The sequence below is a fragment of the Salmonella sp. SAL04196 genome (assembly GCF_046550835.1).
GTDB classification, from domain to species: domain Bacteria; phylum Pseudomonadota; class Gammaproteobacteria; order Enterobacterales; family Enterobacteriaceae; genus Salmonella; species Salmonella enterica.
Genome location: NZ_JBGDXE010000003.1, coordinates 499,445 through 519,133 on the forward strand (window position 1 = coordinate 499,445; position 19,689 = coordinate 519,133).

Sequence of the window (19,689 nt, forward strand, 5' to 3'; positions counted from 1 at the left end):
AAGATGTCTGAACCACGTTTCGTTCACCTGCGGGTGCACAGCGACTACTCTATGATTGATGGGCTGGCGAAGACCGGGCCGCTGGTGAAAAAGGCGGCCTCATTAGGTATGCCTGCGCTGGCGATCACCGATTTTACCAACCTCTGCGGTCTGGTGAAGTTCTACGGAGCGGGTCATGGCGCGGGCATTAAACCCATCGTCGGGGCGGACTTTAACGTTCACAACGAACTGCTGGGAGATGAGCTGACTCATCTGACGGTACTGGCGGCGAATAATACGGGATACCAGAACCTGACGTTGCTGATCTCGAAAGCGTATCAGCGCGGCTACGGCGCGGCAGGCCCGATTATCGAGCGCGACTGGCTGGTAGAGCTTAAAGAAGGTTTGATCCTGCTTTCCGGCGGGCGCATGGGCGACGTAGGCCGCTGTCTGCTACGCGGCAACCAGGCGCTGGTGGAGGAGTGCGTTGCTTTCTATGAAGCGCATTTTCCCGATCGCTACTTTCTGGAACTGATCCGTACCGGCAGACAGGATGAAGAGACCTATCTCCATGCTGCGGTTGAACTGGCTGAGGCACGTGGTTTGCCGGTTGTCGCGACAAACGATGTCCGTTTTCTTGAAAGCGATGATTTTGACGCCCATGAAATTCGTGTCGCGATCCACGACGGTTTCACGCTTGACGATCCTAAGCGTCCGCGCAATTACTCGCCGCAGCAATATATGCGCAGCATCGATGAGATGTGCGAACTGTTCGCCGATATTCCGGAGGCGCTGGAAAATACGGTGGAGATTGCCAAACGCTGCAACGTAACGGTGCGTCTGGGTGAATATTTCCTGCCGCAGTTCCCGACCGGCGATATGACCACCGAAGATTATCTGGTCAAAAAATCGAAAGAGGGGCTCGAAGAACGTCTGGCTTTCCTGTTTCCGGACGAAGAAGAGCGCAAAAAGCGTCGCCCGGAATATGACGAGCGTCTGGATATTGAACTACAAGTTATCAACCAGATGGGGTTCCCTGGCTACTTCCTCATCGTGATGGAGTTTATCCAGTGGTCAAAAGATAACGGCGTGCCGGTAGGGCCGGGACGTGGCTCCGGGGCCGGTTCGCTGGTGGCCTACGCGCTGAAAATTACCGACCTTGATCCGCTGGAATTTGACCTGCTGTTCGAACGTTTCCTGAACCCGGAACGTGTCTCGATGCCTGACTTCGACGTTGACTTCTGTATGGAGAAACGCGACCAGGTGATTGAGCACGTCGCAGACATGTACGGGCGTGATGCGGTATCGCAAATTATCACCTTCGGTACGATGGCGGCGAAAGCCGTTATCCGCGATGTGGGCCGCGTGCTGGGGCATCCGTACGGTTTTGTCGATCGTATCTCGAAGCTGGTGCCGCCCGATCCGGGCATGACGCTGGCAAAAGCCTTTGAAGCGGAACCGCAACTGCCGGAAATTTACGAGGCGGATGAAGAGGTCAGAGCGCTGATCGATATGGCGCGTAAGCTTGAAGGCGTCACGCGTAACGCCGGTAAACACGCTGGCGGCGTGGTCATCGCGCCGACCAAAATTACCGACTTTGCGCCGCTGTACTGCGATGAAGAGGGCAAGCATCCGGTTACCCAGTTTGATAAAAGCGACGTGGAATATGCCGGGCTGGTGAAGTTCGACTTCCTCGGTTTGCGTACGCTGACCATCATCAACTGGGCGCTGGAGATGATCAACAAGCGGCGCGAGAAAAACGGCGAGCCGCCGCTGGATATCGCCGCCATTCCGCTGGACGATAAAAAAAGCTTCGACATGCTGCAGCGCTCGGAAACCACGGCGGTCTTCCAGCTTGAATCGCGCGGTATGAAAGACCTGATCAAGCGTCTGCAGCCGGACTGCTTTGAAGATATGATCGCGCTGGTGGCCCTGTTCCGTCCCGGTCCGTTGCAGTCCGGGATGGTAGATAACTTTATCGACCGTAAGCACGGTCGTGAAGAACTCTCTTACCCGGACGTTCAGTGGCAGCATGAAAGCCTGAAGCCGGTACTGGAGCCGACCTACGGCATCATTCTGTATCAGGAACAGGTGATGCAGATTGCCCAGGTACTTTCCGGGTATACTCTCGGCGGCGCGGATATGCTGCGTCGTGCGATGGGTAAGAAAAAGCCGGAAGAGATGGCCAAACAGCGTTCCGTTTTTGAAGAGGGCGCGAAAAAGAACGGTATCGACGGCGAACTGGCGATGAAAATCTTTGACCTGGTGGAGAAATTCGCCGGTTACGGGTTTAACAAATCGCACTCCGCCGCTTATGCGCTGGTTTCTTACCAGACGCTATGGCTAAAGGCGCACTATCCGGCTGAATTTATGGCGGCGGTGATGACTGCCGATATGGACAACACCGAGAAGGTCGTCGGCCTGGTGGACGAGTGCTGGCGGATGGGACTGAAAATTCTGCCGCCGGATATTAACTCCGGATTGTACCATTTCCACGTTAACGATGAGGGCGAGATCGTCTACGGCATCGGCGCGATCAAAGGCGTCGGCGAAGGGCCGATCGAAGCGATCATCGACGCGCGTAATCAGGGCGGCTATTTCCGCGAGCTGTTTGATCTGTGCGCGCGGACCGACACCAAAAAGCTCAACCGCCGGGTGCTGGAAAAGCTGATCATGTCCGGGGCGTTCGACCGCCTGGGGCCGCACCGCGCCGCGCTGATGAACTCATTGGGCGATGCGCTGAAAGCCGCCGACCAGCACGCCAAAGCGGAAGCTATCGGTCAGGCGGATATGTTCGGCGTACTGGCGGAAGAGCCGGAGCAAATCGAGCAATCCTATGCCAGCTGCCAGCCGTGGCCGGAGCAGGTGGTGTTAGATGGGGAACGTGAAACGTTGGGGCTGTACCTGACGGGCCACCCTATCAATCAGTATTTAAAAGAAATTGAGCGCTATGTCGGCGGGGTAAGGCTCAAAGACATGCATCCGACAGAACGTGGTAAAGTCACCACGGCTGCGGGGCTCGTGATTGCCGCAAGGGTTATGGTCACCAAGCGCGGCAATCGTATCGGCATCTGTACGCTGGATGACCGTTCCGGGCGTCTGGAAGTGATGTTATTTACCGACGCGCTGGATAAATACCAGCAGTTGCTGGAAAAAGACCGCATACTTATCGTCAGCGGACAGGTCAGCTTTGATGACTTCAGCGGGGGGCTTAAAATGACCGCCCGCGAAGTGATGGATATTGACGAAGCTCGCGAAAAATACGCTCGCGGGCTTGCTATCTCGCTGACGGACAGGCAAATTGATGACCAGCTTTTAAACCGACTCCGTCAGTCTCTGGAACCCCACCGCTCGGGGACCATTCCAGTACATCTCTACTATCAGAGGGCGGATGCGCGTGCGCGGCTGCGTTTTGGCGCAACGTGGCGTGTCTCTCCGAGCGATCGTTTACTTAACGATCTGCGTGGCCTCATTGGTTCGGAGCAGGTGGAACTGGAGTTTGACTAATACAGGAATACTATGAGTCTGAATTTCCTTGATTTTGAACAGCCGATAGCAGAGCTGGAAGCGAAAATCGATTCTCTGACTGCGGTAAGCCGCCAGGATGAGAAACTGGATATTAATATCGATGAAGAAGTCCATCGCCTGCGCGAAAAAAGCGTAGAACTGACGCGCAAAATCTTCGCCGATCTCGGCGCATGGCAGGTAGCCCAACTGGCGCGCCATCCGCAGCGTCCGTACACCCTGGATTATGTCCGTCTGGCGTTTGATGAGTTTGATGAGCTGGCGGGCGATCGCGCCTATGCGGATGACAAAGCCATCGTCGGCGGTATCGCGCGTCTGGAAGGGCGACCGGTGATGATCATTGGTCATCAGAAGGGTCGTGAAACCAAAGAAAAAATTCGTCGTAACTTTGGCATGCCAGCGCCGGAAGGCTACCGCAAAGCGCTGCGCCTGATGGAAATGGCTGAACGCTTCAACATGCCGATTATCACCTTCATCGACACCCCGGGCGCTTACCCAGGCGTGGGCGCGGAAGAGCGTGGTCAGTCTGAAGCTATCGCCCGCAACCTGCGTGAGATGTCTCGTCTGAACGTACCGGTCATCTGCACCGTGATTGGCGAAGGCGGCTCCGGCGGCGCATTGGCGATTGGCGTGGGTGATAAAGTGAATATGCTGCAATACAGCACCTATTCCGTTATCTCCCCGGAAGGTTGCGCCTCTATTTTGTGGAAGAGCGCCGACAAAGCGCCATTGGCTGCTGAAGCGATGGGCATCATCGCGCCGCGTCTGAAAGAGCTGAAGCTAATCGATTCCATCATTCCGGAGCCGCTGGGCGGCGCGCACCGTAATCCGGAAGCGATGGCGGCGTCGCTAAAAGCGCAGCTGCTGGAAGATTTAGCCGATCTCGATGTGTTAAGCACCGATGATTTAAAAAACCGTCGTTACCAGCGTTTGATGAGCTACGGTTACGCCTAATCATTTACCTCATTTTTCCCAGGAGGCCGGATAATCCGGCCTCTTTTTTTTGGACGAGGAAAAATGAGACGCCGATGAGTTGATGTGATTAAACGCAACGGCATGTTCTCCCTGACACTGTAGCAACTGCCAGGCGTGTGGCCAGGGCAGGCAGTGAACTACCCTTCAAGGAGAAAATTATGGGATTGCAAAAAACACTGGCGCTCAGCGCCGTGGCGGCAGGAATCATGTTGAGCTTATCCGGTGCGCAGGCCGCGCCGCTGCTTAGCAGTAGTGAGCCAATGACCATTAACGCCAGCGATCTGGCGGCGAAAGAAAAAGCGCTGACGGATTTTCCGTTAATGGAGGCAGTGAAATCCTCTATCCAGACGTTGGATAACAGCGCGGTCGAACAAATCGAACCGGGGCGCGCCGCTAACCCGGCAAACGTAAAACGCGTTGAAAGTATTCTGAAAGAGGCCGACTGGGATTATCTGTTCCCGATGCGCGCGCCGGAATATACTTACTCTAACTTCCTGAAAGCGATAGGTAAATTCCCGGCGGTTTGTGGTACCTACACCGATGGACGCGATAGCGACGCTATCTGCCGTAAAACCCTGGCTACTATGTTTGCGCATTTTGCCCAGGAGACGGGCGGTCACGAAAGCTGGCGTGACATTCCGGAATGGCGTCAGGCGCTGGTCTATCTGCGCGAAGTCGGCTGGACAGAAGGGCAGAAAGGCGGCTACAACGGCGAATGTAACCCGGATGTATGGCAGGGCCAGACCTGGCCGTGCGGTAAAGATAAGGACGGCGATTTCCTCAGCTATTTTGGTCGCGGGGCAAAACAGCTTTCTTATAACTACAACTATGGGCCTTTCTCTGACGCGATGTATGGCGACGTTCGCCCTCTACTGGATAAACCCGAGCTGGTGGCGGATACCTGGATGAACCTGGCGAGCGCCGTCTTCTTCTTTGTGTATCCGCAGCCGCCGAAGCCGTCTATGCTACATGTGATTGACGGTACCTGGCAGCCAAACGATCGCGATAAAGCAAACGGCCTGGTATCAGGTTTCGGCGTCACCATTCAGATCATCAATGGCGGCGTGGAGTGCGGCGGCGCAGATGAGAATGCGCAGTCGCTTAACCGTATCGCCTACTACAAAGAGTTTGCCAACTACCTGAAAGTGCCGGTGCCGGCGGACGAAGTGTTGGGCTGTAAAAAGATGAAGCAGTTCGATGAAGGCGGCGCTGGCGCGTTACCGATCTATTGGGAACAAGACTGGGGCTGGAGCGCCGATACTGCGGACGGTAAAACCTATTCCTGCCAGTTAGTGGGATATCAGACGCCGTATACCGCCTTTAAAGAGGGTGACTACACGAAATGTGTACAGCATTATTTCAACGTTAATGTCGTCGATGATAACGGAACCACTGAACCGGATGTCACGCCAACTCCGGCGCCAGTGACGGATGAAAACGTGGCGCCAGTCGCGCGCATTGCCGGGCCGGTCGGGGCGGTGGAAGCCGGTAGCCCGGTTTCACTCAGCGCGGAAGGATCGACCGACGCGAATGGCGACAAGCTCACCTATACCTGGATGTCGCAGGATGGCAAAACGCTGAGCGGCCAGGATAAAGCCGTTGTGATTTTCAACGCGCCGGATGTCACTCAGAACACCCAGTATGTGGTGAATCTGACCGTTAGCGACGGTACGCTCTCCAGCACTGCGGTTTATACGCTGAATGTGAAAGCGAAGGTCGCCGCTGCGGATGACGAAGATAAGACCGCCAGCTACCCTGCCTGGAGCAGCAGCCAGAAATGGAATCCGGGCGACATCGTTAACAGTAATGGCGCATTGTACCAGTGCAAACCGTTCCCGGAAGGCTCATGGTGTAATGTTGCGCCTGCCTACTATGAGCCCGGCGTAGGGATTGCCTGGGCCGATGCATGGAACGCATTGTAATAAGATAAATCCTGTCGGTGCTTTGCATCGGCAGGATTGTTACTATGCTTATCTCAGGTTTTTTCAGGAGAAAGCATGAACATCATCGCCATTATGGGGCCGCACGGGGTTTATTATAAAGATGAACCCATCAAGGAGCTTGAGCGTGCATTACAATCCCTGGGATTTCAAATTATCTGGCCGCAAAATAGCGTTGACTTGTTGAAGTTTATTGAACATAACCCGCGCATCTGCGGCGTTATTTTTGACTGGGATGAATACAGTCTCGACCTTTGTAGCGAAATCAACCAGCTAAATGAATACCTTCCTCTCTATGCCTTTATCAATACCAACTCCACGCTGGACGTTAGCGTTCACGATATGCGCATGGCGCTGTGGTTTTTTGAGTATGCATTGGGGCTGGCTGAAGATATCGCGACGCGCATTCATCAATATACAAACGAATATCTCGATAATATTACGCCGCCGTTTACCAAAGCGCTGTTTACCTACGCCAAAGAAGGAAAATATACCTTTTGTACGCCGGGTCATATGGCGGGAACGGCGTATCAGAAAAGCCCGCCAGGCTGTCTGTTTTATGACTTTTTTGGCGGCAATACCTTAAAGGCCGATGTGTCGATTTCGGTGACTGAACTGGGATCGCTGCTGGATCACACCGGGCCGCATCTGGAAGCGGAAGAGTATATCGCCCGTACTTTTGGCGCCGAGCAGAGTTATATGGTGACGAACGGTACGTCGACCTCGAATAAAATTGTCGGTATGTATGCCGCGCCTGCGGGAAGTACGCTACTTATTGATCGTAATTGCCATAAATCGCTGGCGCATTTGCTGATGATGAGCGATGTGGTGCCTCTCTGGTTGAAGCCGACGCGCAATGCGCTCGGTATTCTTGGCGGTATTCCTAAGCGTGAATTTACCCGCGACAGCATTGCGCGTAAGGTGGCGGAAACCGCGCAGGCGCAATGGCCGGTTCATGCGGTTATCACCAATTCGACTTACGATGGTCTGCTGTATAACACTAACTGGATCAAGCAGATGCTGGACGTTCCCTCGATCCATTTTGATTCCGCCTGGGTACCCTATACCCATTTCCATCCGATCTACCAGGGGAAAAGCGGGATGAGCGGCGATCGGGTGCCCGGAAAAGTGATTTTCGAAACGCAATCCACCCATAAAATGCTGGCGGCTTTTTCGCAGGCATCGCTTATTCATATCAAAGGGGAATATGACGAAGAGACGTTTAACGAAGCGTTTATGATGCACACTTCCACATCGCCGAGCTATCCCATTGTCGCCTCTATCGAGACCGCGGCGGCGATGCTGCGCGGCAATCCAGGGAAAAGATTGATTAATCGTTCGGTGGAGCGGGCGCTCCATTTTCGTAAAGAGGTACAGCGGTTACGTGAAGAGTCCGATAGCTGGTTCTTTGATATCTGGCAGCCGGAAGAGGTTGATGAGGCCGAATGCTGGCCGGTCACGCCGGGAGAAACCTGGCATGGCTTCACCGATGCTGATGACGATCATATGTTCCTCGATCCGGTTAAGGTGACAATCCTGACGCCGGGGATGGATGAACAGGGCAACATGAGCGAAGAGGGGATACCCGCCGCGCTGGTGGCGAAGTTCCTTGATGAGCGAGGCGTGGTGGTGGAAAAAACCGGGCCGTATAATTTGCTGTTTTTGTTCAGCATAGGGATTGATAAGACCCGTGCGATGGGGCTGCTGCGCGGGCTGACGGAATTTAAACGGGCCTACGATCTTAACCTGCGCGTCAAAAATATGTTGCCGGATCTGTATGCGGAAGATCCGGATTTTTATCGCAATATGCGCATTCAGGATCTGGCGCAGGGGATCCATAAACTGATCCGCCAGCACGATCTTCCGGGGCTGATGTTGCGGGCGTTCGAGGTTTTACCGGAGATGATCATGACCCCGCACCAGGCCTGGCAGCGTCAGATCAAAGGCGAGGTGGAAACCGTGGCGCTCGATCAACTGCCAGGGCGCGTTTCCGCGAATATGATCCTGCCTTATCCGCCAGGCGTTCCGCTGTTGATGCCCGGCGAGAGGATCACGCAACAGAGTCGGGCCGTGCTCGATTTTCTGCTAATGCTCTGCTCGATTGGCCAGCATTATCCCGGTTTTGAAACGGATATTCACGGCGCGAAACGGAATGAAGACGGGGTGTACCAGGTACGAGTCTTAAAACACGCCTGTTAGCTTGCCTGACGGGAATGTGACGAGTAACGTACTGATAATCAATAAAGGAGACGCTATGCTGGGATTAAAACAGGTTCATCACATCGCGATCATTGCGACAGACTATGCGGTGAGCAAGGCGTTTTACTGCGATATTCTGGGGTTCGATCTGTTAAGCGAAGTCTGGCGGGAAGAGCGTGACTCGTGGAAGGGCGATTTGGCGCTAAACGGGCAGTATGTGATTGAGCTTTTCTCTTTTCCCTTCCCTCCGGCGCGTCCAAGCCGACCTGAAGCCTGCGGCCTGCGCCATCTGGCTTTCAGCGTGGAAAATGTGGAAAACGCCGTTGCGCATCTGGAAAAGCATCAGGTTAAGTGCGAACCGATACGCATCGATCCGTATACCGGGAAGCGCTTTACTTTTTTCAACGATCCGGACGGTTTACCGCTTGAGCTGTATGAGCAGTAAGGCTTGTCATTAAGACGCTCGCCAGGTAACGTTGCCGGGCTAAGTCACTATAAGCATGGATCATGACCACTCTCACGTTGAATACCTCGTTACTCTCTTCTCGCCGTATTCTGGCTGCCTTTAGCGGCGGCCTGGATTCTACGGTGCTGTTGCATCAACTGGTGTTGTGGCGAGAACGCCACCCTGACGTTACGCTGCGTGCTATCCATATTCATCACGGTTTAAGCCCTCATGCTGATAGCTGGGTGCGGCATTGCGAAACCGTATGCGAACGCTGGCAGGTTCCGCTGGTAGTGAAGCGGGTGACGCTGGCGGATAATGGCCTGGGTATCGAGGCCCATGCGCGTGAAGCGCGCTACCGGGCATTCGCACAGACGCTATTGCCTGGCGAAGTGCTGGCAACCGCGCAGCACCTTGACGATCAATGTGAAACATTCCTGCTGGCGTTAAAGCGCGGCAGCGGTCCGGCCGGACTTTCCGCGATGGGAGAACGCTCGCCTTTTGCCGGAACTCTGCTTCTTCGCCCGCTGTTGAGAGAAACGCGGAAGACGCTGGAACAGTGGGCTGTGCATCATGGCTTATGCTGGATTGAAGATGAAAGCAATCAGGATGACGCCTACGATCGCAATTTTTTACGCCTGCGCGCGCTTCCGCTGTTGCAGCAGCGCTGGCCGCATTTTCCTGCGGCGGTAGCCCGTAGCGCGACGCTCTGCGCCGAGCAAGAAAGGCTGCTGGACGAGCTTCTGGCCAGCGATCTTACGGACTGTATCACGACGGAGGGAACATTGCGGCTCTCTCCATTAATGTCGATGAGCGATGTACGGCGGGCGGCGATTTTGCGTCGCTGGCTGGCGATGCGTAATGCGCCGATGCCCTCTCGCGACGCGCTGGAACGTATCTGGCAGGAGGTGGCGCTGGCGCGCGACGATGCCTCTCCCTGTTTACGCTTTGGCGATCACGAGATTCGCCGTTATCAGTCGCAACTGTGGTGGATTAAATCCGTGGCCGGACAACACGAAACGACGGTCGCCTGGCCCGTCTGGCAAACACCGCTGGCGCTGCCTGCCGGCTTAGGGACGGTACAGCTCGTTCCTGGGGGCGAACTGCGCCGACCGCGAGAGGAAGAATCCGTCAGCATTCGTTTTAAAGCGCCAGGCGTGTTACATATTGTCGGGCGTAACGGCGGACGTAAATTAAAGAAAATCTGGCAGGAGCAGGGGATCCCGCCCTGGCGACGAGATACCACGCCGCTGTTGTTTTACGGCGAAACGCTGATTGCGGCTGCGGGTGTTTTTGTGACGCGTGAGGGAGCAGCAGAAGATAAAGAAGGGGTGAGTCTGGTTTGGCATGCCTGATGGCGCTGCGCTTATCAGGCCTACGTATCGCATGGAACGTAGGCCGGATAAGGTGCTTGCACCGCCATCCGGCAACAAAATACTCAGGATTCGCTAACTACCACGGTACCAATTTCCGGGTGGCTGAAACTGGCGATTTTATCGAGACGAAGTTCACAAGACTCGCCGGAAATCTCGGCAAGCAGATACTCTACGTTTTTACGTAAGATCAAATCGTTCGCTTTTGCCTGCAAAACCTCGCCATCTTTTAACGTTAGCGTCAGTATTAAATGATGCATGCAGGCAAGCTCAAGACTATCGTAGTCATCGCAATTAATGGGTTGATACGTTTCATTCATTGACATAATCGCTCACCAGTAAGTTCGCGGCAGCATAAGCTGCCTTTTCCCTGACCGACTCTGAAAGGGCGCTATCTGCCGCCACTTCATTAAGCACTTTCAATACACAACCCAGCGCATCCGGGACATACCCTAAGTCTCCGCTGGCGATTTCCGCATACCGCTTGCGTACTAACTCACAATATTTTTCCACATGCCCTCCTGTCAGCATTCTGACTTAACCGTGGATGCAAGTCTAAGCCTACGAAGTTAAATCTTGTTTAGCAAGGTGACTATACCATACTCATTTGCGCAATATCAGCGCCTGACGCGAGTGGGTAAAAGATTCGTTAACAGCCTTTTAGCGCGGTTTTCGCTACAATGGGCGCCTGATTCGAAAGGAGTTTTCTCATGGCGCTTAAAGCGACAATTTATAAAGCCGTCGTCAATGTGGCTGACCTTGATCGCAACCGGTTTCTGGATGCGGCATTGACGCTGGCGCGTCACCCTTCTGAAACGCAGGAGCGCATGATGCTGCGCCTGTTGGCATGGATAAAATATGCTGATGAACGGTTGCAGTTTACACGCGGGCTCAGCGCGGAAGATGAGCCGGAGGCCTGGCTGCGCAACGATCATCTGGGCATCGATCTCTGGATAGAGCTGGGGCTGCCGGATGAGCGCCGTATTAAGAAAGCCTGTACTCAGGCGAGCGACGTCGCGCTCTTTGCTTATAACTCCCGGGCGGCGCAAATCTGGTGGCAGCAGCATCTAAGCAAGTGCGCGCAGTTCGCTAACCTGTCCGTCTGGTATCTGGATGACGGGCAACTGGCGCAACTCAGTGAATTTGCCGATCGTACCATGACGCTACAGGCGACGATTCAGGACGGCGCAATCTGGCTTTCTGATGCTCGGAATAATCTGGAAATACAGCTAACCGCCTGGCAACAGCCCTCATGATTGCCATCTCCCGGACGGTCTCCATAGCCGATAATGAGCTGGAAATTACGGCCATTCGCGCGCAGGGCGCGGGTGGTCAGCACGTAAATAAGACCTCTAGCGCGATTCATTTGCGCTTTGACATTCGGGCCTCTGGCCTGCCAGAGTATTACAAACAGCGTTTGCTGACGGCCAGCCACCATCTGATAAGCGATGATGGCGTCATTATCATTAAGGCGCAGGAGTTCCGGAGCCAGGAGCTCAACCGGGAAGCGGCTATCGCCAGGCTGGTTGCCGTCATAAAAGAATTAACCGCAGAGCAGAAAAGCCGTCGCGCAACCCGTCCGACGCGTGCCTCGAAAGAGCGCCGTTTGTCCTCAAAGGCGCAAAAATCTTCTGTAAAGGCGCTTCGCGGCAAAGTTCGTCGTCCACTGGATTGACGGGCAGGAATAGCAATTTCATAAGGATTTTATGGTGAGAACAGCAATATTGTCAGTAGCGGCAGCCTGTACGCTATTTGCATTGATAGGGTGTAATAACCGTGCGGAAGTTGACGCCCTGCAACCTGCGCAGGCGGCGGAATTAAAACCCATGCAGCAAAGCTGGCGCGGCGTGCTGCCCTGTGCGGATTGTGAAGGTATTGAAACGTCACTGTTTCTGGAAAAAGACGGCACATGGGTGATGAACGAGCGTTATCAGGGCGTGCGCGAAGAACCTTCCTCTTTTGCGTCATACGGTACCTGGGCGCGGACGGCGGATAAACTGGTGTTAACCGACAGCAATGGCGAGAAATCGTATTATCGCGCGAAAGGCAATGCGCTGGAGATGCTCGACAGAGAAGGCAATCCGGTGGCTTCGCAGCTTAATTATACGCTTGTGCCTGTTACCGCCAGCCTGCCGGTAACGCCAATGCCGTTGCGTGGTATGTATGTATACAGGGCCGATGCGGCGACCTTTACCGATTGTGCGACCGGAAAACGGCTGCCGGTCGCCAGTAACGCCCAGCTTGAGCGCGGCTATCTGACGGCGAAAGGTGAAGCGGAAAAACCGGTGCTGCTGACGGTAGAAGGGCATTTTGTGTTTGCTGCGAACCCGGACACGGGCGAGCCGGTAAAAATGCTAATAGCCGATAAAAACGCGAAGTTTGCGCCGGGTAAAGATTGCACTCACTAATAAAAGGCCTCGCAGGATGCGAGGCCTTTACATATCTGCCGGGTGGCGCCGGGCAATCCCAACAAAATGTCGTTTAGCCTTTAATCGCCTTGACCAGATAATCAACGATATCGCCGGTTTTAATCAGCGATTTTTCACCGCTGCGACGGTATTTATACTCAATATCGTCGTTATCCAGGTTGCGATCGCCAATCACGATAGTATGTGGAATACCAATCAGCTCCATATCGGCAAACATCACGCCCGGGCGCTCTTTACGGTCGTCCATCAGCACTTCAATGCCCTGCGCGCGCAATTCGCTGTACAGCTTTTCCGCCAGCTCCTGCACACGGAAGGATTTGTGCATATTCATCGGCAGAATAGCGACCTGGAAAGGCGCAATGGCGTCAGGCCATACAATGCCGCGCTCGTCAAAGTTCTGCTCGATAGCCGCGGCAACGACACGTGTTACGCCGATACCATAGCAGCCCATTGTCAGGATCTGGTTACGGCCATCTTCACCCTGAACGGAGGCTTTCAGCGCTTCTGAGTACTTGGTACCTAACTGGAAGATGTGACCCACTTCGATACCGCGTTTGATAAGCAACGTTCCCTGACCATCCGGACTCGGATCGCCGGCGACTACGTTACGGATGTCGGCAACAACAGGCGTCGCCACATCGCGATCCCAGTTAATACCAAAGTAGTGTTTACCGTCGATGTTGGCGCCAGCGGCAAAATCGCTCATGGCGGCAACGGTACGATCGATGATGACCGGAATCGGCATATTGACCGGGCCGAGGGAGCCAGGGCCGGCATTAATCACGGCGCGAATCTCTTCTTCGGTAGCGAAGGTCAGCGGGCTGGCAACGTGCGGCAGTTTTTCCGCTTTAACTTCATTCAGTTCATGATCGCCGCGAACCAGCAGAGCCACCAGCGGAGACTTGCTGTCTTTCACCGCTTTCACCAGCAGCGTTTTTACCGTTTTTTCAATTGGCAGGTTGAATTGTTCCACCAGCTCCGCGATGGTTTTGGCATTTGGCGTATCGACCAGAGTCATTTCCTGCGTCGCCGCTGCGCGCGGCGTTTGCGGCGCGATAGCTTCTGCCAGTTCAATGTTAGCCGCGTAATCAGAAACATCAGAGAAAACGATATCGTCTTCGCCGCTTTGCGCCAGCACCTGGAATTCATGCGAGGCGTTGCCGCCGATAGAACCGGTATCGGCCTGTACCGCGCGGAAATCCAGCCCCATACGGCTGAAGATACGGCTATACGCGGCGTACATGGCGTCATAGGTTTCCTGCAACGACTCCTGAGAGGTGTGGAAAGAGTAAGCATCTTTCATCAGGAATTCGCGCGAACGCATCACGCCAAAGCGCGGACGCACTTCATCACGGAATTTGGTCTGGATTTGGAAGAAGTTCAGCGGCAACTGCTTATAAGAGCTGAGTTCATTACGCACCAGATCGGTGATAACTTCTTCGTGGGTCGGGCCGAGTACGAACGGACGCTCGCCACGGTCGACAAAACGCAGCAGTTCCGGACCGTACTGTTCCCAACGACCACTCTCTTGCCACAGGTCGGCTGGCTGAACGACTGGCATCGACACCTCGATAGCACCGGCGTTGTTCATCTCTTCACGCACGATGTTTTCGACTTTTTTCAGGACGCGCAGGCCGGTCGGCAGCCAGGTATATAACCCGGAGGCGAGCTTGCGGATCATCCCGGCGCGCAGCATCAGCTGGTGGCTGATAACCTCGGCGTCGGCAGGTGTCTCCTTCAGAGTGGAGAGCAGGTATTGGCTAGTACGCATGTTGTTACGGTTCCAGTTGAACGATCGAACAGGCTCAATGTGAGCCTGATACAAAAAAAGTGATTTAGTTTACCAGCGTGCAAGAGATGTCAAAAGAGAAGGGCGTGAAATTACCGTGGTTCCAGCGCAAACACTTCAAATCCAGTGCTAACCACACGCCAGCGCACGTTAAAATCATGCAGCCAGACGGCATAGGTTTTGCCCGTCTCTTCACCCTTACGATAAGCCGGGCGAGGATCTTGCGCCAGCACATCGCAAATAAATGTCCGTAGCTGCGGATAACGCCTTTCCAGCGTCGTAAGCTGTTGAGCCACCTCAGCGGTAAAACTCACGGGCATTTCAGCTATCGGCGCCTGTTGCGCATAGCTGGCGGCGGCGTCCGGTAAGGCCTCGGCAAACGGTAAATACGGTTTGATATCCACCACCGGCGTGCCATCCACCAGATCCAGACTGCCTAATTTCAGAATTACGCTCTCTTTCCGGCACTCGATACCTTTTAGCGCAACGAGCGACATGCCAATCGGATTGGGGCGGAACGTGGAGCGCGTGGCAAAAACGCCCATTCTGGCGTTACCGCCAAGACGGGGCGGACGAACTGTTGGCCGCCAGCCGCCGTCCATCGTCTGATGAAAAACGAAAAGCACCCACAAATGGCTGAACGCCTCCAGGCCGCGAACGGCATCGGCCTGGTTGTAAGGCGCTATCAGATGCAGTTCGCCGCAGGCGCTTTTGACCAGACCAGGCTGGCGCGGAACGGCGAATTTTTCTTTATAGGGGGAGCGAATAACGCCGATTTGTTCAAACTGAAAGCTGCTCATTTCGCCGAAATATTCAGGGCGGACCCGATACAAACCGCCTGACGGTAGCAGCCTGGCGTGCCGCTGGTAATTTCACAGCTGTGCAGCAGGACGGCGTTGGCTTTCATTTTAGATGCATTAATCTGCATACGCTTGCGCGCAGTTGGAATGTTAGGCGGAGAGTCTTGATTTGTCGCCTGGCAGGATTCGCCGCTAACTTCGCCAAGATCGCGGAAAGGTTTGCCGACTAAGTCTTCAGCATTGGTGTAAATCCTGACGGGAGCGGCACGCGGCGCTTTAGGTTTCTCCGGCTCCGCTTTTGGCGGGGTTGCGGTGCTTTGAACGGGTTCAACAGGGGATCTGCTTAGCATGGAACAACCGCCCAGCATGAGTGCCAATAAACAGATCGGTAAAGCACGCATAATATTTCCTCAATGAATGTTCTAATTGCCAGATATTGAATCAGGAGCTTGCATAAATGACAAGACGGGCAATAGCCCGTCCTGAATAATATTACAGATTGTGGAATCAGCCTAAAACTTACCAGCCTTTCACCGCGCCGCCATTAAAAACTTTATTTGCGGCTTCGTACACTTCATCAGACTGGTAAGCCTGAACGAATTTTTTCACATTCTCGGCGTCTTTGTTATCTTCACGCGTCACGATCAGGTTAACGTACGGAGAATCTTTATCTTCAACGAAGATACCGTCTTTCGCTGGCGTCAGGCCAATCTGGCTGGCGTAAGTCGTATTAATGACCGCTAACGCGATCTGCGCGTCATCCAGCGAACGCGGCAACTGCGGCGCTTCCAGCTCAACAATTTTCAGATTTTTCGGGTTTTCCACGATATCCAGCGAGGTAGGAAGCAGACCGACGCCGTCTTTCAGTTTAATCAGCCCTACTTTTTGCAGCAGCAGCAGGGAACGACCAAGGTTGGTCGGGTCGTTAGGCACAGCGACCTGGGAACCGTCCTTGAGCTCATCCAGTGATTTGATTTTTTTGGAATATCCTGCAATGGGATAGACAAAAGTCTTACCTACAGAAACCAGTTTGTAGCCGCGATCTTTGATTTGCTGATCCAGATACGGTTTGTGCTGGAAGGCATTGGCATCGATATCGCCTTTGCTCAGCGCTTCATTAGGCAGAACATAATCATTAAAGGTCACCAATTCCACGTCCAGGCCGTATTTTTCTTTCGCGACTTTCTGCGCGACTTCGGCAACTTGCTGCTCTGCGCCAACGATTACGCCGACTTTAATATGGTTCGGATCTTTTTCATCCTGACCGCAACCCGCAAGTGCCAGAGAACCAATCAGAGCACCCACTGCCGCAAAGGTTTTGAATTTGAACGCCATGCTTATTTCCTTAATGAGTATTTGTGTTGTGTTTAACGTTACTTATGCGTGACAGCCCTGACGATGCGATCGCCGGATAACTGAATTAAATAAACCAGAACGACAAGTAATACCAGCACCGTATTCATCACGGTAGCATTGTATCCAATATAACCGTACTGATAGCCGATTTGACCGAGGCCGCCTGCGCCGACGGCACCGCCCATTGCGGAGTAACCGACCAGGGTGATCAGTGTAATGGTTGCCGCATTCACCAGACCAGGCAGCGCTTCCGGTAAAAGGATTTTACGTACAATTTGCAGCGGCGTGGCGCCCATCGCTCGCGAGGCCTCAATCAGCCCGGCAGGGATCTCTAACAACGCATTTTCCACCATACGGGCGATAAAAGGCGCGGCGCCGACGGTCAGCGGTACAATCGCGGCCTGCAAACCAATGGAGGTGCCGACAATTATTCGGGTAAAAGGAATCATCCACACCAGCAGGATGATAAAGGGAATCGAGCGGAAAATATTGACCACCGCAGAGAGGGAGCGATACAGCCTGGCGTTCTCCATAATCTGCCCCGGGCGCGTAACATACAGCAATACGCCAACCGGCAGGCCAATCACGAAACCGAAGAAACCGGAGACAAAGGTCATCGCCAACGTTTCCCAAACGCCACGAACCAGTAACCACATCATTGCCTCAGACATAACCCAGTACCTCTACTTTCACATGGTGATCCTGCAGCCAGGCAATTGCGGCTTGCGTCTCTTCTTGTGTGCCGTGCATTTCCGTTAGCATAATGCCGAACTTCACACCGCCCGCGTAATCCATCTGCGCGCTGATAATATTATTGTTCACGTTGAAACGACGCGCGGTTTCAGAAAGCAGCGGGGCATCCACAGACTGCCCGGTGAATTCCATGCGCAGCATCGGCACGCTGTCAGTTTCCGGCGACGCTTTCAAACGCGCCTGGTAATCTTCCGGAATGTCCAGATGCAGAGTGGACTGAATAAACTTCTGCGCCAGCGGCGTTTTAGGATGCGAGAAGACTTCGCTGACCGTATCCTGCTCAATAAGCTCGCCATTACTGATAACGGCAACGCAGTCGCAGATACGTTTCACGACATCCATTTCATGAGTGATAAGCAGAATCGTCAACCCCAAACGACGGTTGATATCTTTCAGCAATTCCAGAATCGAACGGGTCGTCGCAGGATCAAGCGCGCTGGTGGCTTCATCGCACAGCAATACTTTTGGATTACTGGCTAACGCGCGGGCAATCGCGACACGCTGTTTCTGACCGCCGGAAAGATTTGCCGGATAGCTGTCGTGCTTGTCGCCAAGACCGACTAAATCCAGCAGCTCTGTGACACGGCGTTTGATCTCTTCCTTTGGTGTGTTATCCAGTTCCAGCGGCAACGCGACGTTGCCAAACACGGTACGGGAAGAGAGCAGGTTAAAATGTTGGAAAATCATGCCGATTTGACGGCGAGCTTTGGTCAACTCAGATTCTGAAAGCGTTGTCAGCTCCTGACCGCCGACCTGAACGCTGCCTTCGGTTGGGCGTTCAAGTAAATTAACGCAGCGGATAAGCGTACTTTTACCGGCACCGGAGGCGCCAATGACGCCATAAATCTGCCCGGCAGGGACGTGCAGGCTGACATTATTTAGCGCCTGAATGGTGCGCGTCCCCTGCTGGAACACTTTGGTAATATTCGAAAGTTTAATCATTGGTTATTTATTATCGTAATTAAGTTAGCCGTGGCATTTTCGTCTGTCTAATACGGTCAACGCCGTCAACAGAATGGATGTTAAGGCATCCAGACGTCTAAATCAATCAGGCTTTATACGATGAGCACTTTCTTGCCTGCTGAAACATGCGATACTAGCGCCACTTGCTTTACTCAGGAGCTATAAAAGGTGGCAAAGTCTGTACCCGCAATTTTTCTCGACCGTGACGGCACCATTAATGTGGATCACGGCTACGTACATGAAATCGATGCATTTGAGTTTATAGACGGTGTTATTGACGCGATGCGCGAGCTAAAAAAAATGGGCTATGCGCTGGTGGTGGTGACGAACCAGTCCGGAATCGCGCGCGGCAAATTCACCGAGGCGCAGTTTGAAACGTTAACCGAATGGATGGACTGGTCGTTGGCGGATCGCGATGTTGATTTGGACGGCATCTATTATTGTCCTCACCATCCGCAGGGCAGCATAGAAGAGTTCCGTCAGGTATGTGATTGCCGCAAGCCGCATCCAGGAATGCTTATCTCAGCGCGTGATTTCCTGCATATCGATATGGCGGCTTCTTATATGGTGGGAGACAAGCTGGAAGATATGCAGGCGGCAGCGGCGGCAAATGTCGGGACAAAAGTGCTGGTGCGTACGGGCAAACCGGTCACGTCAGAAGCAGAAAACGCAGCGGACTGGGTGTTAAACAGCCTTGCCGATCTGCCATCGGCGATAAAAAAGCAGCAAAAATAAGCGTTATGGATAAAAGATGAGCGGTTAAAACAAAAATGCATTTTTCCGCTTGTCTTCCTGAACCGACTCCCTATAATGCGCCTCCATCGACACGGCGGATGTGAATCACTTCACACAAACAGCCGGTCGGTTGAAGAGAAAAATCCTGAAATTCAGGGTTGACTCTGAAAGAGGAAAGCGTAATATACGCCACCTCGCGACGGTGAGCGAAAGCCGCGTTGCACTGCTCTTTAACAATTTATCAGACAATCTGTGTGGGCACTCGAAGATACGGATTCTTGACGTCCTCGGACGAAAAATGAATACCAAGTCTCAAGAGTGAACACGTAATTCATTACGAAGTTTAATTCATTGAGCATCAAACTTTTAAATTGAAGAGTTTGATCATGGCTCAGATTGAACGCTGGCGGCAGGCCTAACACATGCAA

At 53.6% G+C, this 19,689-nt stretch carries 18 protein-coding genes; 10 read left to right on the top strand and 8 right to left on the bottom strand.

The window, feature by feature from the left end; genetic code table 11:
• Window positions 1-3 precede the first annotated feature (3 nt).
• From dnaE to tilS, 6 genes are all read left to right on the top strand, one after another.
• Window positions 4-3,486, top strand: a complete 3,483-nt coding sequence (gene dnaE / locus ACLJPE_RS15070) for a DNA polymerase III subunit alpha (protein ID WP_001294832.1) — start codon at window positions 4-6, stop codon at window positions 3,484-3,486.
• Between the two features lie 12 nt (window positions 3,487-3,498).
• The gene (gene accA / locus ACLJPE_RS15075) at window positions 3,499-4,458 is read left to right on the top strand and encodes an acetyl-CoA carboxylase carboxyl transferase subunit alpha (protein ID WP_000055753.1); all 960 of its coding nucleotides are present in this window, start codon (window positions 3,499-3,501) and stop codon (window positions 4,456-4,458) included.
• A 179-nt stretch (window positions 4,459-4,637) separates the two neighbouring features.
• Window positions 4,638-6,401: a chitinase gene (locus ACLJPE_RS15080; protein WP_039513817.1), complete on the top strand. Its 1,764-nt coding sequence runs from the start codon at window positions 4,638-4,640 to the stop codon at window positions 6,399-6,401.
• 75 nt (window positions 6,402-6,476) lie between these two features.
• Complete coding sequence (gene ldcC, locus ACLJPE_RS15085) at window positions 6,477-8,618, top strand: lysine decarboxylase LdcC (protein WP_001021044.1); 2,142 nt, start codon at window positions 6,477-6,479, stop codon at window positions 8,616-8,618.
• 55 nt (window positions 8,619-8,673) lie between these two features.
• Complete coding sequence (locus ACLJPE_RS15090) at window positions 8,674-9,063, top strand: VOC family protein (protein WP_000901088.1); 390 nt, start codon at window positions 8,674-8,676, stop codon at window positions 9,061-9,063.
• Window positions 9,064-9,125: 62 nt separating this feature from the next.
• Complete coding sequence (tilS, locus tag ACLJPE_RS15095; RefSeq protein ID WP_039513814.1) at window positions 9,126-10,418, top strand: tRNA lysidine(34) synthetase TilS; 1,293 nt, start codon at window positions 9,126-9,128, stop codon at window positions 10,416-10,418.
• 83 nt (window positions 10,419-10,501) lie between these two features.
• Here the strand turns inward: tilS and rof are convergent, their stop codons facing one another.
• Together rof and ACLJPE_RS15105 are read right to left on the bottom strand one after the other, a co-directional pair.
• The gene (gene rof, locus ACLJPE_RS15100) at window positions 10,502-10,762 is read right to left on the bottom strand and encodes a Rho-binding antiterminator (protein WP_000062329.1); all 261 of its coding nucleotides are present in this window, start codon (window positions 10,760-10,762) and stop codon (window positions 10,502-10,504) included.
• Window positions 10,749-10,949 (bottom strand): YaeP family protein, encoded by a 201-nt coding sequence (locus ACLJPE_RS15105; RefSeq protein WP_001518678.1) that lies wholly within the window; start codon window positions 10,947-10,949, stop codon window positions 10,749-10,751. Before ACLJPE_RS15105 ends, rof begins: the two co-directional genes overlap by 14 nt.
• Window positions 10,950-11,146: 197 nt before the next feature.
• Here ACLJPE_RS15105 and ACLJPE_RS15110 point away from each other — a divergent pair, with 197 nt between their 5' ends.
• From ACLJPE_RS15110 to nlpE, 3 genes are read left to right on the top strand one after another with little or no spacing between them, the layout of a single operon-like run.
• Window positions 11,147-11,692 carry a YaeQ family protein gene (locus tag ACLJPE_RS15110; RefSeq protein WP_001602272.1) on the top strand — a complete coding sequence of 182 codons (546 nt, stop codon included), beginning with the start codon at window positions 11,147-11,149 and terminating at the stop codon, window positions 11,690-11,692.
• A complete protein-coding gene (gene arfB, locus ACLJPE_RS15115) occupies window positions 11,689-12,111 on the top strand; it encodes an alternative ribosome rescue aminoacyl-tRNA hydrolase ArfB (RefSeq protein WP_000560527.1) in 423 nt (140 codons plus the stop codon). Before ACLJPE_RS15110 ends, arfB begins: the two co-directional genes overlap by 4 nt.
• Window positions 12,112-12,142: 31 nt before the next feature.
• The gene (gene nlpE / locus ACLJPE_RS15120) at window positions 12,143-12,844 is read left to right on the top strand and encodes an envelope stress response activation lipoprotein NlpE (protein WP_000252576.1); all 702 of its coding nucleotides are present in this window, start codon (window positions 12,143-12,145) and stop codon (window positions 12,842-12,844) included.
• A gap of 73 nt (window positions 12,845-12,917) precedes the next feature.
• Here nlpE and proS read toward each other — a convergent pair whose 3' ends face one another.
• The 6 genes from proS to metN all read right to left on the bottom strand — a co-directional run bounded on the left by proS (window position 12,918) and on the right by metN (window position 18,505).
• Window positions 12,918-14,636 carry a proline--tRNA ligase gene (gene proS, locus ACLJPE_RS15125; protein ID WP_001260683.1) on the bottom strand — a complete coding sequence of 573 codons (1,719 nt, stop codon included), beginning with the start codon at window positions 14,634-14,636 and terminating at the stop codon, window positions 12,918-12,920.
• Between the two features lie 110 nt (window positions 14,637-14,746).
• Window positions 14,747-15,454 carry a tRNA (N6-threonylcarbamoyladenosine(37)-N6)-methyltransferase TrmO gene (gene tsaA, locus ACLJPE_RS15130; protein WP_000093989.1) on the bottom strand — a complete coding sequence of 236 codons (708 nt, stop codon included), beginning with the start codon at window positions 15,452-15,454 and terminating at the stop codon, window positions 14,747-14,749.
• Window positions 15,451-15,855, bottom strand: a complete 405-nt coding sequence (gene rcsF, locus ACLJPE_RS15135) for an Rcs stress response system protein RcsF (protein WP_001202315.1) — start codon at window positions 15,853-15,855, stop codon at window positions 15,451-15,453. Before rcsF ends, tsaA begins: the two co-directional genes overlap by 4 nt.
• A 118-nt stretch (window positions 15,856-15,973) precedes the next feature.
• A complete protein-coding gene (gene metQ, locus ACLJPE_RS15140; RefSeq protein WP_000874215.1) occupies window positions 15,974-16,789 on the bottom strand; it encodes a methionine ABC transporter substrate-binding lipoprotein MetQ in 816 nt (271 codons plus the stop codon).
• A gap of 38 nt (window positions 16,790-16,827) precedes the next feature.
• Entirely contained in the window at window positions 16,828-17,481 is a 654-nt protein-coding gene (locus ACLJPE_RS15145; protein ID WP_001287486.1) for a methionine ABC transporter permease MetI, read from the bottom strand.
• Complete coding sequence (gene metN, locus ACLJPE_RS15150; protein ID WP_000594021.1) at window positions 17,474-18,505, bottom strand: methionine ABC transporter ATP-binding protein MetN; 1,032 nt, start codon at window positions 18,503-18,505, stop codon at window positions 17,474-17,476. Before metN ends, ACLJPE_RS15145 begins: the two co-directional genes overlap by 8 nt.
• A gap of 189 nt (window positions 18,506-18,694) precedes the next feature.
• On the opposite strand from metN, the gene gmhB reads away from it, so the two are divergent.
• Window positions 18,695-19,261 (top strand): D-glycero-beta-D-manno-heptose 1,7-bisphosphate 7-phosphatase, encoded by a 567-nt coding sequence (gmhB, locus tag ACLJPE_RS15155; protein WP_001140160.1) that lies wholly within the window; start codon window positions 18,695-18,697, stop codon window positions 19,259-19,261.
• Window positions 19,262-19,689 lie beyond the last annotated feature (428 nt).